The organism is Acinetobacter sp. TWP2-2-3 (assembly GCF_049896445.1).
Lineage (GTDB): Bacteria > Pseudomonadota > Gammaproteobacteria > Pseudomonadales > Moraxellaceae > Acinetobacter.
Genome location: NZ_JAFCUI010000003.1, coordinates 293339 through 307798, shown reverse-complemented (window position 1 = coordinate 307798; position 14460 = coordinate 293339). Strand labels below are relative to the sequence as shown.

The 14460-nt window shown below is 42.7% G+C and carries 12 protein-coding genes and 1 riboswitch; of the genes, 8 read left to right on the top strand and 4 right to left on the bottom strand.

Features of this window, described 5'->3' with window-relative positions:
- Positions 1 to 133: 133 nt before the first annotated feature.
- Positions 134 to 1774 (top strand): acyl-CoA synthetase, encoded by a 1641-nt coding sequence (locus tag ACP7AK_RS06845; RefSeq protein WP_425879237.1) that lies wholly within the window; start codon positions 134 to 136, stop codon positions 1772 to 1774.
- 138 nt (positions 1775 to 1912) lie between these two features.
- On the opposite strand, the gene trpB is transcribed toward ACP7AK_RS06845, so the two are convergent.
- Complete coding sequence (gene trpB, locus ACP7AK_RS06840; RefSeq protein ID WP_005261881.1) at positions 1913 to 3157, bottom strand: tryptophan synthase subunit beta; 1245 nt, start codon at positions 3155 to 3157, stop codon at positions 1913 to 1915.
- On the bottom strand, positions 3138 to 3782 hold the full coding sequence (locus ACP7AK_RS06835) for a phosphoribosylanthranilate isomerase (RefSeq protein WP_425879235.1): 645 nt from the start codon (positions 3780 to 3782) through the stop codon (positions 3138 to 3140). The genes trpB and ACP7AK_RS06835 overlap by 20 nt, the downstream gene beginning before the upstream one ends.
- A 145-nt stretch (positions 3783 to 3927) precedes the next feature.
- Positions 3928 to 4138, top strand: a riboswitch (cobalamin riboswitch).
- 38 nt (positions 4139 to 4176) lie between these two features.
- Between ACP7AK_RS06835 and ACP7AK_RS06830 the strand changes: the two genes are divergently transcribed.
- The 7 genes from ACP7AK_RS06830 (at position 4177) to ACP7AK_RS06800 (ending at position 11804) form a co-directional block, all read left to right on the top strand.
- Positions 4177 to 6012 (top strand): TonB-dependent receptor plug domain-containing protein, encoded by a 1836-nt coding sequence (locus ACP7AK_RS06830; protein ID WP_425879233.1) that lies wholly within the window; start codon positions 4177 to 4179, stop codon positions 6010 to 6012.
- A 102-nt stretch (positions 6013 to 6114) separates the two neighbouring features.
- Positions 6115 to 6699, top strand: coding sequence for a cob(I)yrinic acid a,c-diamide adenosyltransferase (locus ACP7AK_RS06825; protein ID WP_425879231.1), 585 nt, complete (start codon positions 6115 to 6117; stop codon positions 6697 to 6699).
- A gap of 142 nt (positions 6700 to 6841) precedes the next feature.
- Entirely contained in the window at positions 6842 to 7555 is a 714-nt protein-coding gene (locus ACP7AK_RS06820; RefSeq protein WP_213687658.1) for a glycerophosphodiester phosphodiesterase, read from the top strand.
- A gap of 440 nt (positions 7556 to 7995) precedes the next feature.
- The gene (locus tag ACP7AK_RS06815; protein WP_005267436.1) at positions 7996 to 9162 is read left to right on the top strand and encodes an acyl-CoA desaturase; all 1167 of its coding nucleotides are present in this window, start codon (positions 7996 to 7998) and stop codon (positions 9160 to 9162) included.
- A gap of 132 nt (positions 9163 to 9294) precedes the next feature.
- A complete protein-coding gene (locus ACP7AK_RS06810; RefSeq protein ID WP_425879228.1) occupies positions 9295 to 10740 on the top strand; it encodes a protein adenylyltransferase SelO in 1446 nt (481 codons plus the stop codon).
- A gap of 76 nt (positions 10741 to 10816) precedes the next feature.
- Positions 10817 to 11185, top strand: coding sequence for an MmcQ/YjbR family DNA-binding protein (locus ACP7AK_RS06805; protein WP_213687660.1), 369 nt, complete (start codon positions 10817 to 10819; stop codon positions 11183 to 11185).
- Positions 11186 to 11249: 64 nt separating this feature from the next.
- A complete protein-coding gene (locus ACP7AK_RS06800; protein ID WP_425879226.1) occupies positions 11250 to 11804 on the top strand; it encodes a GNAT family N-acetyltransferase in 555 nt (184 codons plus the stop codon).
- Positions 11805 to 12007: 203 nt separating this feature from the next.
- Here the strand turns inward: ACP7AK_RS06800 and ACP7AK_RS06795 are convergent, their stop codons facing one another.
- Positions 12008 to 12694 carry a response regulator gene (locus ACP7AK_RS06795; RefSeq protein ID WP_004278304.1) on the bottom strand — a complete coding sequence of 229 codons (687 nt, stop codon included), beginning with the start codon at positions 12692 to 12694 and terminating at the stop codon, positions 12008 to 12010.
- Between the two features lie 13 nt (positions 12695 to 12707).
- Entirely contained in the window at positions 12708 to 14360 is a 1653-nt protein-coding gene (gene baeS / locus ACP7AK_RS06790) for a sensor histidine kinase efflux regulator BaeS (RefSeq protein ID WP_425879223.1), read from the bottom strand.
- Positions 14361 to 14460 lie beyond the last annotated feature (100 nt).

The following is a 14460-nucleotide window of genomic DNA, read 5'->3' as shown; positions in this document are numbered from 1 at the left end:
TAAATATTTTTATTAATATTCAAATACTTAAAATTTGTAAAATCGTACTCGACTAAAGCATAAATGCAAGATTTCTGAGAAATACATATCTTTTCAACAGGATATGAAAATAAATATAGAACGGAGTTTTACAATGGTTAGCGCATATGATGAATTACCGCGTACCCCCGCGAATTTTGTAGCCTTATCACCTTTACGCTATCTTGATCGTGCAGCTTATATCTATCCAAACCAGAACGCGATTATTCACGGTAAGCGTCGTATTACCTGGCGTGAGAAATACAACCGTTGTCGTCAGTTTGCCAACCAACTCCAAAAATTAGGCATCGGTAAAAATGATACCGTGTCTGTCCTGCTGCCTAACGTCCCTGCCATGATCGAAGCGCATTTTGCTGTACCAATGGCAGGTGCCGTCCTGAATACCTTAAATACCCGTCTGGATGCCAAGACCCTTGCTTTCATGCTGGAACATGCTGAGAGCAAAGTATTATTGGTTGATCCTGAATTTACTGCACTTGCGACTGAAGCACTCGCTCTAGTTTCACAAGACATTTATGTCATTGATGTGGCTGATGCAGAGTTTGAAGGTGAAGACCAGCGTATTGGCCAAATCGAATATGAAGACTGGATTGCGCAAGGCGATGCAAACTTTGAATGGCATTTACCTCAAGATGAATGGGATGCCATCAGCTTAAGTTACACTTCTGGGACCACCGGCAACCCGAAAGGCGTGGTCTATCATCATCGTGGTGCCTACATTAACGCAGCCAGTAATATTATTGCCTGTGGCATGACACCACGTGCCACCTATTTATGGACACTGCCGCTATTCCACTGTAATGGCTGGTGCTTTGCCTGGACCATGGCGGCCAACGGTGGAACCAACGTTTGCTTGCGTAAAGTTGATGCTGAACTGATCTTTAAACTGATTGCTGAACATAAAGTCGATTACTTCTGCGGTGCACCAATTGTCTTGTCAATGCTGATTAACGCACCTGAAGAGAAAAAGACCAAAATTGATCATCGTGTCGAAGTGATGGTGGCGGGTGCCGCACCTCCAGCAGCAATTATTGAAGGCATGCGCAATATCGGTATTAACGTAACGCATGTTTACGGCTTGACTGAAACCTATGGCCCTTCTGCACTCTGCGCTTCACAGGCAGGCTGGAGCGATCTGTCTATTCAGGAACAGGCACAGTTGCACTCCCGTCAAGGCGTCCCGTATCCATTGCAAGATGGCATGAAAGTGCTTGATCCGGATACCATGCAGGAAGTGCCACATGATGGTCAGACCATGGGTGAAATCATGTTCCGTGGCAATATCGTGATGAAAGGTTATCTGAAAAATCCTGAGGCGACAGCAGAAGCCTTTGCCGGTGGCTGGTTCCATACGGGAGATTTGGCGGTATGCCAACCGGATGGCTATGCCAAAATTACCGACCGTTCCAAAGATGTGATTATTTCTGGCGGAGAAAATATTTCATCGCTTGAAGTGGAAGAAGTACTGTATCAGCATCCGGCGGTGCTGACTGCAGCGGTAGTCGCCAAGCCTGATTCACGCTGGCAGGAAGTTCCTTGTGCCTTTATTGAGCTCAAAGAAGGCACCAAGGCCACTGAAGAAGAAATTATGGAATTTTGCCGTGAACATCTGGCCCGCTTTAAAGTGCCTAAGGATGTGGTGATTACCGAAATTCCAAAAACCTCGACCGGTAAATTGCAGAAATTTGTTTTACGCGAATGGGCCAAAGAGCGCGCGCAAGGTGAATTTTCTTAATTCCATACAGGCATGTTTTTTCAAAATCTACTCAATAAAAAATCGTGCTAATTTTTATTAGCACGATTTTTTAACTTATCCTTTTGTGAGATTTAACCTCATCCAACCCTCTCCTATAAGGAGAGGACTTTAAGGAGCTTACATCTCTACCATTTCCACGCCATCAATACGGGCAACGGTCATCAAGTCCTTATCACCACGACCTGAAACCGTCGCAATAATAATTTGATCCTTGTCCATGGTCGGTGCAAGTTTAGTGACATAAGCCATAGCATGTGCGCTTTCTAACGCCGGAATAATGCCTTCAATCTTGGTCAAGTCGCGGAAACCTTGTAAAGCTTCCTGATCATTGATCGGTACGTATTTAACACGGGCCATATCTTTCAGGAAGCTATGTTCCGGACCCACACCCGGATAATCCAGACCTGCAGAAATTGAATGGGTTTCGATGATCTGGCCTTGTGCATCCGACATCAGGTAAGTTCGGTTACCATGCAGGACACCGACATGACCGGCATTCAACGGCGCAGAGTGCTTGCCTGATTCAATCCCATGACCTGCTGCTTCAACGCCGTACATTTTCACGTCTTGGTCATTCAGGAATGGATAGAACAAGCCCATGGCATTGGATCCACCACCGACACATGCTACCAGTGCATCTGGCAGACGGCCAGCCTGTTCCAGAATCTGACGGCGTGCTTCACGACCAATGATCGACTGGAAATCACGAACCAACTGTGGATATGGGTGTGGACCTGCCACAGTACCAATCACATAATAGGTTGAATCAACATTGGTCACCCAATCACGCATGGCTTCATTCATGGCATCTTTTAAGGTTTTAGAGCCACTTTCTACCGGCACAACCGTCGCACCTAATAAACGCATACGGTAGACGTTCATCGCCTGACGTTTTACATCGTCTGCGCCCATAAATACTACGCATTCAAGACCTAAACGTGCTGCAATCGTTGCCGTTGCTACACCGTGCTGGCCTGCCCCTGTTTCGGCAATAATACGTTTCTTGCCGGAAAGCTTCGCCAGCAAGGCCTGACCGATTGTATTATTCACTTTGTGCGAACCGGTATGGTTCAGGTCTTCACGTTTCAGGTAAATCTGTGCGCCACCCAACTCTTTCGACCATCGCTCAGCATGATATAAGGGACTCGGACGACCGACGTAAAACGCCATGTCACGGTCAAATTCTGCCAAAAACTGCGCATCATCTTTCATACGGAAATAGAGCTTTTCCAAGTCTTCTAAAGCCGCCATAAGTGTTTCTGACACAAAACGTCCGCCATGAATACCGAAATGCCCGCGTTCATCCGGGAATTGGGTATAGTCAACTGCCTGACTGTTCTGGCTAGTACTTTGCTGATCCACGATGGACTCCTTGCATAAAGCGTTCTATGAGTTGTTGGTCTTTAATACCTTTTGCGGACTCGACACCGCCACTCACATCCACGGCATACGCCTGTGTGGTGAGAATTGCCTGTTCGATATTGTCAGGATTTAAACCGCCTGCCAAGATCAAGGGAATATTGAGTTTGGGAAAGGTGTCCCAATCGAAGCTGTGCCCTGTGCCGCCTTTCAGTTCAGGATGCCATGCGTCTAACAGCACTGCACTTGCGCCGGCATCTTGATAACCTTGAATTTCTGCGACTACATCCAGATCAGGTTTCACCTGAATGGCCTTATACCAGCGGCGTCCGACCTGCTGGGCGATAGCCTGACACTGTTCAGGTGTTTCATCGCCATGAAATTGTAAAATATCCAGCGGTATTTTATTTAAAATCGCCTGGATTTCATCTGCGTGACTATTCACAAATAAACCCACCGCCTGTACATAAGCTGGAACCGACTGAATCAGGATTTCAGCCTGCTCTAAAGTGACATGCCGCGGACTCGGTGGATAAAATACAAATCCTATCGCGTCACAGCCAGCATTGGCTACGGCATGTACATCTTCAACTCGGGTGATTCCACAAATTTTGGCACGGGTTCGCATATTATGTTGGCTCTAGATCTACCAATGTATTGAACAATCTGTAAGATTGGGGCAAATCATTGTAATGCAATTTTTCTGACTTGCGTAAAAGTTCATCCGGATTATTCTCTATGCAGATTGTATATAACTCATACTGACTTTATACTGCGCTCACTTTGCAGCAAGTCCAAGCCTTCAGGCTTTAGGGAAGCTGGTGTAAATCCAGCACTGCCCCCGCAACGGTAAAAAATGAAACGTCTATCAATTTAAACTCTTCGGTTTACACCACTGCATCTTGATGTGGGAAGGTGGATATACAGCAAAGTCGCTGCTTTGCACATTTAAGTCCGGAAACCTGCTTGTTGTGTTCTATAACTCAATCATTCACGGGGAAGTGAATGTAGGGAGCTTTAACATGTCACTTCATTGTCAACCTACTGCCTTGGTAGGTGCGATCGCACTTGCGTTGGGGACCACTTCATCTGTTTTTGCTAACGAGCAAAAAGTTGCGAAAGCATCTTTAGATACCATTGTGGTTACAGCAACTCGTTCTGCAGAAAACATTGAAAATGTCCCTGCTCGAATTTCAGTAATTGATCAGAAGACTATTGAATCAAATCCTATTTTAAACATCTCTGAATTAATTCAGCGTGATCCATCCATATATATCAAACAAAGCGGTGGTTTTGGACAAGTTTCTGAAATTAGACTTCGTGGTACAAACGCTGTTCATACTTTAGTGCTTAAAGATGGAGCACGTTTAAACAGTCAAAATAATTATGGTCCTTTATACCCTTCTTTTTTAGATACAACAGATGTTCAACAAGTGGAGATTTTAAAAGGTCCTGCCTCTGTTCAATATGGCAGTGATGCTATTGGTGGAGTTGTCCAACTTCTCTCTAAGAAACCTGAAAAAACTGGTGCTGAAATTACTAGTATTTATGGAGAGAATCAAACCTATAAAGCTATTGCAAAAGCTAATTTAGTTGCTAATAACGGATTTTATGCACAAGTTAGTGGCCAACAGTTAGAAACTGATGGTACCCGTATTTATGAAAATTTACCGACTAATGATCTTGGCAGTTTTGACCAACAAGGATATAGTGCAAAACTTGGTTATATTAAAGAAGAATTGCTAAATAGCTCCATCTCTATCAGTGAAAATAAAGGTACTAGTATCTTTAGCAGTAATTACAATACAACAACCTCACCACGTGAGTTTAAAAACCGTATCATTAATGCCAAACTAAGTTACCACGTTTCGCCAAATATAATTTTAGGTACTCATCTAGCAAATGTTCAAGACAAACAAAATGTCATTGATTACGGTGACCATTATAATACTGAAAATAATGAAGCAGATTTAAACCTCAAGTGGAAGTTTAATAAGTACCAAAACATTTTAATCGGTGCAACTTATAACGATGCTAACTATAAAACTAATAGCATCCTAGCAAATGATCAAAGCGTAGAAAGTAAAGGTTACTATGCACAACACCAATTTAAGAATAACCTTCTAGATACTCAACTTGGAGTCCGTTTAGAAGATAATGAACGATTTGGTACACATACCGTTGGACAAGGTGCCATTCGCTATCACTTTCTACCAAATGCTAGTATCTATACAAATATTGGTACAGCATTCCGCGCCCCTAGTCTAAATGAGCTCTATACAAAATGGGGAGGTAATACTGATCTGACTCCAGAAAAAAGTACCTCATACGAGCTTGGTTTAGACTATAAACTAACAGATAATCTGAGCACTCAAGTTTCTGCTTATCACACCAAGATTAAAGATCTAATCGGTTATGGTGACTCTCAAAATGAAAATATTGCAGTTGCCAAGATAAAAGGTGGAGAAGCAAGTATTAAATGGGCTCAAGATGACCTTTTTGTATCCACTGCTTATGCTTATGCAAAAACTGAGAACAAAGAGAATGGTAAAGAGCTTGCTTATCGTCCTAAGCAGTCACTAACTCTTACTACAGGTCTTGAAAATGACAAGTATGGAATAAGTGCATCTCTTATCGCTCGGTCAAAGTCATATACAAACAATAGTAATTCAGAGCAAATTTCAGGTTATGCAACTGTGGACTTAAATGCTTATTTAAATCTAACGCCACAAGTGAAATTATTTACGAATATTCAAAATATTGGTGATGTTGAATATCGAACTGAACAATATGGCAATAAAGATTGGTACATCAACGGTGGCCGTCTCGCTTCTGCCGGCGTGACCTTTAAATACTAAGCTCTAAACAGCAAAAAACTTTAAAACAGCGCAGTTTATGGATAATGTTATGACCGACATTATCCTTTTTTATTATCTTCATTAAAAATTCAAGGAACACATATGGGCCACCGTTTAAGTAAAATCTACACCCGCACAGGCGATTCGGGTACTACAGGGCTTGGTGATGGCTCACGCGTTGCCAAAGATGACTTGCGTATTACCGCGCTGGGTGATGTCGATGAACTGAATGCCGTGATTGGCGTATTACGTGCACAAATTTCAGCAAGCACTATTAAAGATCAAGCCGCTTGGGATAAATCTTTAAGCCTGATTCAGCACTGGCTATTTGATCTGGGCGGCGAAGTCTGCATTCCGGGTTTTAATCTGGTGCAACCGGTATCGATTGAGTTTTTGGAAAATGATATCGACCGAATGAATGCGGCCTTACCAATGCTCAAAGACTTTATTTTGCCTACCGGAACGCTGGTGTGTAGCTTTGCCCATCAGGCCCGCGCTGTTTGCCGTCGTGCAGAACGCAGCGTCATGTCGGTACATCACCGTGACCAAAATATTCAGGCAGCGTCACTGCAACTACTTAATCGTTTATCGGACTGGTTATTTGTAGCATCACGTACCCTGCAACGTGCTGAGGGCGGTTCCGAAGTGCTGTGGCAAAAAAATATCAATGACAGCATCGAAAAGTAAAATTATGTTTCAAGTTGCTATCTAAAAATACACGTCAGATGTCTCTTGATTTTACAGAACATCTGACGAAAATAGAAAGTGTCACTCTTCTGTCACGTAGCCCTCGCAAAATGAACTTAACTTTCCCACTCATGAGCATCTTATGCGCATAATTGGTCATCGTGGTGCACGTGGCGAAGCCCCTGAAAATACCTTGGGCGGTTTTCAATATATTCAGGAGATTGGCATTCGCGCCGTTGAGTTTGATGTCCGTCAGCTCAAAGACAATGCCTTAATCATCATGCATGATGACGACTTTGTGCGTACCACCGGTTTGCAGAAGCATCTATACGAGTGTAACCGTCAAGATCTTACCCAATATAATCACGCAGTGGCCTGGTCAGAATGGAATAAAATCGAAGCGACCCCATTGCTCGATCAAACCTTAAATGTCATTCGAAATTTTGAGCATATTGAAGTCGAAATTAAAAGCGTAGCATCTGAAGAAGCAGCTGAAAAAATCGCGTTTGAAGTCGAAAAGCAGTTACAAGGCTATGAGCAGGCAGCCATTATTACCAGCTTTGATGCCAAAATTCTGGATGCATTTAAACAGCAAAACTCACGTTTAAAACGCGGTTTATTGATTGAAACCGATGTCAAACATCAAGCCATTGATCAGGCGCTGGAACTTGGATGCTGTCATATTGGCTGGATGGATGAACTGGCCAGTAAAGACCTGATTCAAGCCACGCAGGCTGCCGAGTTGAATATCAGTGTCTGGACGGTCAATGATGTCACCCGTGCCAAACAGCTGCGAGACTGGGGCATTCAGGGGGTGATTACCGATTATCCAAAATTGATGCTACAACAACTCTAAATAATCTCTCTTAGCCTTGATTGATCTAGGTATTTCTTGATCCAGTTCATTTCGAAAATGTAATAATGAAAGTGTGAATCTTCCTTAATCAGATTTTATTTGAAAGTGAAATTAAGTTGCCCAACCTCTATATTCTGCAAATTTCCTGATAATATTGTAGAAATTATGAACAACTATTTTCCTCTGATTCATTCGGTTTCCATTTTCTGAAAGAGTGATAATCCTCAGTCACTTAGTCGGAAATCAGAACCCGTCTACGCTCGCAAAATGGTCACTTCTGCCCTACTTATTCTGTTACCGACAAGTACAATACAACCGTACAATAATGCTAGTGATGCCTTAGGGCACATGCTAATATGGACAAGATAGGCTGCTGTTAAAACCAACAGTAGTTTCTGCTTTTTGTTATACCTTCCGAGGTTCTAGGAGTGCTGTTGGAGATGAATGCTCCCTTACCCAAAGCCCCCATCAACTGGATTGCTGTGTTTGCATTGGTATTTTTACCGATCGTAGCCCTGATTGCGATTCCGTTGTATGCGTATCACCATGATTTTAGCGCTGCCGCTTGGATCAGTATGTTTGTTTTACTGGGCGTAAGCAGCCTCGGCATTACAGCAGGATACCATCGCCTGTGGGCACATCGTGCTTATGAAGCCACTTTACCATTAAAAATCATCTTGATGATTATGGGTACATTTGCTGTACAGAATAGTATTTTATTCTGGGCATCTGGTCACCGTACCCATCACCGTCATGTCGATGATGTTGATCAAGACCCGTACTCGATCAATAAAGGCTTCTGGTATGCACATATTGGCTGGATGTTACGTGATTATCCATCTGGTGCTGCCAACTATAAAAATGCGCCAGATCTATTAAAAGATAAAGTGGTGATGTTTCAGGACAAATACTACGTTCCTTTAGTGATTACTGTTCATGCTGCGATTTTATTGCCAATTGGCTGGGCAGTCGGCGATGTCTGGGGCGTGTTGCTGTTGGGTGGATTAATGCGTTTAATCCTGAGCCATCATGTGACCTTCTTCATTAACTCACTTTGCCACATGTGGGGAAATCGTCCTTATACCGATGAAAATACTGCACGTGACAACTTCGTACTCGCGGTTGCAACTTGGGGTGAGGGTTATCATAACTATCACCACATTTTCCAATACGATTACCGTAACGGCGTAAAATGGTGGCAATACGATCCAACTAAATGGTTGATCTGGACTTGTTCTAAACTTGGTTTAGCTAAAAACTTGCGCCGCATTCCTAGCTTTAATATCAAAAAAGCGGAATTGGCAATGAAGTTTAAATATGCTGAACAGGATCTTGCGGTATATGGCCATGATGTTTCTGAAGATATCTCGGCGGTAAAAACCAAGATCGCACAGGAATATGATGCATTTACCCAAACTTTAAATGACTGGGCGAAGCTGAAAGAACAGGAAATTCAGGTCAAGAAAGCATCGATGGCTGAAAAAATCCATCAGATGGATGACAAGCTGAAAGTTGAATTCCAGCTGGTTGAACAGCGTCTTTCTCATCATCGTCAAACCTTGAATCTACTGGTTCGTAATTTGAAAAAATCTGCAGTTTCTCAATAAAAGCTGTTGAACACTAAAGCCCCGATTGGGGCTTTTTTTATGTCCGAAAGATAACGTGAACTCTCGCTTATACAACAGTTTTATACAGCTATCTTTGTTATAGTAAATTTATTCCAATCCTGTACTGATGCCATGTATTTTAACTCTCGCTATCAAACACTGCCCGCCCGCCTCTATCACCATCAAGTTCCGCTGCCGTTAAAAGGTGCGAAAGCCGGACATTTTAATGCAGCTTTAGCAGAGCAATTGCAATGGTCGGATGAAGACAAGGCGCAATGGGTCGAGATTTGTAGTGGTCAGAAAGTTTTTACTGAATTTGAACCCTTGGCTATGGTCTATGCAGGTCATCAGTTTGGACAATGGGCAGGACAGTTGGGAGATGGTCGCGGGTTGTTGATTGCGCAAATTCTGGATAAAAATAATCAGACCATTGACCTGCATTTAAAAGGTGCTGGTGCAACCCCTTATTCACGCATGGGCGATGGTCGTGCAGTACTGCGTTCAGTCATTCGTGAGTATCTGGCAGGTCATGCCTTAAATGCTTTAGGTGTAGCATCCAGTAATGCAGTTGGTTTTACTTCATCAATCCAAGGTATTCAGCGTGAGAAGCTAGAGCCGGGCGCGATGATGTTGCGTACTTCAGACTGTCATATCCGTTTCGGCCATTTTGAATGGATCAATCAGTATCAGCCAGATCTACTAGCTGAATTTACCCAGAAATGTATCGAATGGCATTATCCAGAATGCCTGCAAGCCGAACAGCCGATTCTGAGCTTTGCCACAAAAGTTATTCAGCGCACTGCGGTGATGATTGCCAAATGGCAACGGGTTGGTTTTGCACATGGCGTGATGAATACTGACAACCTGAATATTACCGGTTCAACTTTGGACTTTGGTCCTTATGGCTTTATGGAGCGCTTCCGTCCGAACTGGATCAATAACCACTCGGATTATCAAGGGCGTTATACCTATCAGCAGCAGCCAAGTATCGGACACTGGAATTTGTGGCAATGGTTAAACAATCTGGTGCCGCTCTGCCCTACAGATTATGACAAAGAACAATGGAAACAGGATTTAGCAGCGTGTCTGGAGCACTATGAGCCAACATTTTTAGAGCATTATAAACATGGTTTAAACCAGAAAATGGGCTTGCCAAGTTTCCATAAAGACAGTTTTGACTGCGCAATGGCCTTTCTGCGCATTTTACAGAGTGAACAACTGGACTACACCCAAAGTTTTATCCGTATGCAAAATAAAGACTATGAAGCCCTTAAAGATGATTGTCTGGATCGTCGTCAGTTTGAAGCATTTTTGACACAATATGAAAGCATTCGAGAACAACAGGATATTGAAGAGTTAGACGCCGCCATGCACTTGATCAATCCACATTATATTATACGTAATCATATGGCACAGAAAGCCATTGAACTGGCAGAGCGGGATGATTTTTCTGAAGTAGGTCGTCTGTTTAAATTACTCAGTCAGCCTTATCTAAAACAGCCAGATTTGGAACAGCCTGAAGATTTAGCACCATTACCAAGTGATGTGCCTGAAGTCATGGTGAGTTGTTCGTCTTAATTTATTCACATCCAAAATAAAAACTGTGGATAATTTAAGCATTATCCACAGTTTTATGATGAGCTATCCATAACTTATGACCCTACACATTGTTGCTTCATCGACTGCATTAAAACTGCCGGAAGTCACTGTCACTCAGCCTTTTGGTGAAGGTTGTGATGTATTTAAAGTCATGGATAAAGTCTTTATGCTGACTTTTCATTTGCAAGGAAAAGCTGCGATTAATTTAAAAGTCGAGCCTGAGCATGGTGCAATGCTGCGGGATATTTATCCTTATATTCATACGGGCTGGCATATGAATAAACAGCATTGGATTTCAGTTTACGAGGATGAAGATCTGGATGAATCTTTGATTAAAGATTTGGTGCTGAATTCTTATAAGCTGGTGGTGGCAAAATTGAAGAAAGTAGATCAGCAAAGAATTAAATTATTTAGGAGCATTTAAGCTGTACTAGAAGAAGCTGATCATATATTTTTAAACTAAGGCTAGAATTTTAAATTAAATAACTATGAAAACTCGCAAAGTATTAGCTTCGCCTATAAAAACTGATCGTCTAAATTTACGTAAATTTCAGACTGGGGATGAAAATTCTCTCTTTACTGAATATTTCGGAGACTGGGAAGCGAGCAAATACCTCCAGAGAATGCCACATAAAAATATATGTCAGACAAAAAACATGTTGGAAAATTGGTGTGGGGTCAACTGGGAAGACCCAGATAAAAATTTTGCCTGGATTGTCAGCGACCAGAAAACCGATTTGGCTCTGGGAATTGTATTGTTTTTTAATAAAGAGAATTGTGGGGAAATCCACTTTGGGCTAGGAAAAAAATTTCAAGGACAAGGGTTCATGCAAGAGTCACTAAAAGCTGTACTTACTTATTTAAAAGATAATAGCACTCTTGAAAGAATTGAGACTTTTTATGATGCAGAACATACCAGATCAAAAAACGTCCTGATTAAATCAGGTTTCACCCAAACAGGCATTTTAAAAAATTGGGCAAGATTTCCTTTAATCTGTGAGGATACTAGAGACTGCATTCATTATTATATTGAAATAAATTAAAATATTGATAGCCAACAGTTTTTCGCCCTCGATCAGAATAAATTCTTAACCATCCAAACCATAGGTTTCAGAACCCTCTAAAATGATCCAGGAGGCATTATACAAGTGTACTGTTCTTTTCATAAAATCAAAAAAAATAATGCTTTATAAAGAAAGCGAATAAGTTCTCACCTATTCGCTTCTCTTAAACATTAAAAACTTAATCAGTCTTCAGGATATTCAAAACGGTAACCGACCCCATACACCGCCTGAATCCACTCATGACGGTTGCCGGTTTCAGCCGCATCTGAAATCTTACGGCGTAAATTCTTGATATGACTGTCAATGACACGGTCAGCCACATCAAAACTGTCCGGATTAATATGATCCAGCAATTGCGCACGTGAATAGACCTGTCCGACATGTTCCAGGAATAACTCCAGTAAACGGAATTCGGTCGGCGTTAAATTCAAGGCTTTTTGTTGATACCAGATGCGCTGTTGTGATTTGTCCATACGGAATAAATCATTGCTTTCCGGTTCTGATTTACGATCCAGACGACGTAACACAGCCTGTACACGCGCGACCAGTTCTTTCGGACTAAATGGTTTACAGAGATAATCATCTGCACCCATATTCAGACCCAACACACGGTCAATTTCTTCAGTACGTGCAGTCACCATAATAATCGGTAAATCCGACTGTTCACGTACCTTACGGCAAATGGTCAGGCCGTCCATACGCGGCACCATCAAGTCCAGAATCATCAGACTCGGTTTACGCTGGGTAAAACTGTTATATGCTTCCTGCCCATCATGAAACATACTGACCTCAAAACCAGCAGCTTCCAGATAGTCTCGCACCAACTGTGCAAGTTCGATTTCATCTTCAACCAGCATGACATGTTTCATCAATATATTTCCTTTATGGTTTCACTTGTTTAGGAAAGCTCAGCTTGCATCGTAAACCACCCAGTGGTGAATGTGCAAAGCTTAAGCTGCCGCCCAGCGCCTGTGTAATTTTACATGATAATGCCAAACCCAGTCCGGTTCCGCCAGTCGCCCGGGTACGAGAATCATCGACACGGTAGAAACGCTCACCAATACGCGTCAGTTGTTCATCAGTCAGACCAAACGGACTATCATCGACATATAAGGTCCATTCTTTATCATCCTGTGTGGTATGAATATGCACCTGCCCGCCTGCTTCAGTATAGCGAATACTGTTACTCAGCAAGTTCGCCACAATCTGTTTAAAACGATCTAGATCCAGATTTAAATCAGTTCCTTCGCCATCTGCAGTAACCACTAATTCAGCCTGTTCAAAGTTCGGCTGGAAGTTAATGAGTTCCTGCTGCACAACCTCCCACGGATTCACCGTCGAGAAATAGAATTGCAATTGCTGGGCATCGACCTGTGCCAATGCGGCCAGATCTTGGGTCAGTTTTTTCAGACTGTTCACCTGAGCCAGCATGGAAGCAAAATGTTCAGGCGTTGGTTTACGGATTCCGTCCTGCATCGCTTCAATCTGTGCCTGTAAGACTGCTAGTGGCGTTTTTAACTCATGTGAGGTATCTGCCACCCACTGACGGCGTGAGGTTTCATGCTGATCCAGAATCACCGCCAATGCATTTAATTCATTGGATAAATCACCTAATTCATCATTCCGGTTCACTTTAACCTGATATTGATAATTTCCCTGAGTCAAGGCACGTGTGCCATTGAGCAGCCGTTGAATCGGCTTTTTGAAATAAGTCGCCAATAACAGGGACGCAATCAGACTCGCCAAAATACTGAGTGCATAAACCAGAAATAAATAACGCTTCTGGTTACTAAAGAAATTGATACTTAAGGCATCATCCTGATCCAGAACCGGTTTTAAGCCCAAATAGCCGACAATCTGGTTATTCACCATAATTGGGCGATAAGAGACCTGCTCATCCGAAGCCTCACCGACCACAAAACGACGCTTGGCATCATACAGAGAAAGACGTGAACTGAGACCAAGACGATCCGGCATCTGGATAAACTGTTTCTTGCCGGTCGGCTGCTGTGCTGGCTGTTCCCCATTCTTGCGATCAGCCCTAAACAGATTCTGATTGGAGCTGAGCGGGAATTTCAAGCCTTCAAAGGGCTGAAACTGTGAAGGCAAATTAGATGCCAGCACACGTAATTCTTCTTCATTGACCTGACGTTGTGGCAGCGCCGGATCTACCATACTGGGTGCGACCTGAGCCAGAGTCTGTTCCTGAAAATAACGCTGCTGCAAGGCAATATCATACTGACGGCGCAGCCACCAGCGTGATAATCGGTCATAATCATCTGGTGCGGCTTCACCTTCCATCTGGAGAATCTGTGCCTGAATCGCGTTGCCCCAGTCCTGATAGACCGCATAGACATCTGCCAGATTTTCAATCACATAATCTAGCTTCTGCATTTCGACATCGGCGACATAACGGGCGAAATTACGCTGCATATTCAGATGCAATACACCCAGGCTCACTGTGGTAATGACCAACGTGGTCAACAGCACGGTCAAAAATAGACGTAATGCAATGGGAATACGGCGAATGTTCAAAACTAAAATCTCAATTTTTCTTCTATATTCATTATTGTAGCGAACACCGCAGCAAAAAACTCTTCATTGTTTCTTCATCTTTATTGTTTAATCTTTATCT

Bases quoted from the DNA above. Each gene is read 5' to 3' on its own strand.
- ACP7AK_RS06815 (WP_005267436.1), top strand. From the start codon at position 7,996: ATGAATGCTCCCTTACCCAAAGCCCCCATCAACTGGATTGCTGTGTTT.
- ACP7AK_RS06830 (WP_425879233.1), top strand. From the start codon at position 4,177: ATGTCACTTCATTGTCAACCTACTGCCTTGGTAGGTGCGATCGCACTT.
- ACP7AK_RS06800 (WP_425879226.1), top strand. From the start codon at position 11,250: ATGAAAACTCGCAAAGTATTAGCTTCGCCTATAAAAACTGATCGTCTA.
- ACP7AK_RS06795 (WP_004278304.1), bottom strand. From the start codon at position 12,694: ATGAAACATGTCATGCTGGTTGAAGATGAAATCGAACTTGCACAGTTG.
- ACP7AK_RS06845 (WP_425879237.1), top strand. From the start codon at position 134: ATGGTTAGCGCATATGATGAATTACCGCGTACCCCCGCGAATTTTGTA.
- ACP7AK_RS06805 (WP_213687660.1), top strand. From the start codon at position 10,817: ATGACCCTACACATTGTTGCTTCATCGACTGCATTAAAACTGCCGGAA.
- ACP7AK_RS06820 (WP_213687658.1), top strand. From the start codon at position 6,842: ATGCGCATAATTGGTCATCGTGGTGCACGTGGCGAAGCCCCTGAAAAT.
- ACP7AK_RS06810 (WP_425879228.1), top strand. From the start codon at position 9,295: ATGTATTTTAACTCTCGCTATCAAACACTGCCCGCCCGCCTCTATCAC.
- ACP7AK_RS06835 (WP_425879235.1), bottom strand. From the start codon at position 3,782: ATGCGAACCCGTGCCAAAATTTGTGGAATCACCCGAGTTGAAGATGTA.
- ACP7AK_RS06825 (WP_425879231.1), top strand. From the start codon at position 6,115: ATGGGCCACCGTTTAAGTAAAATCTACACCCGCACAGGCGATTCGGGT.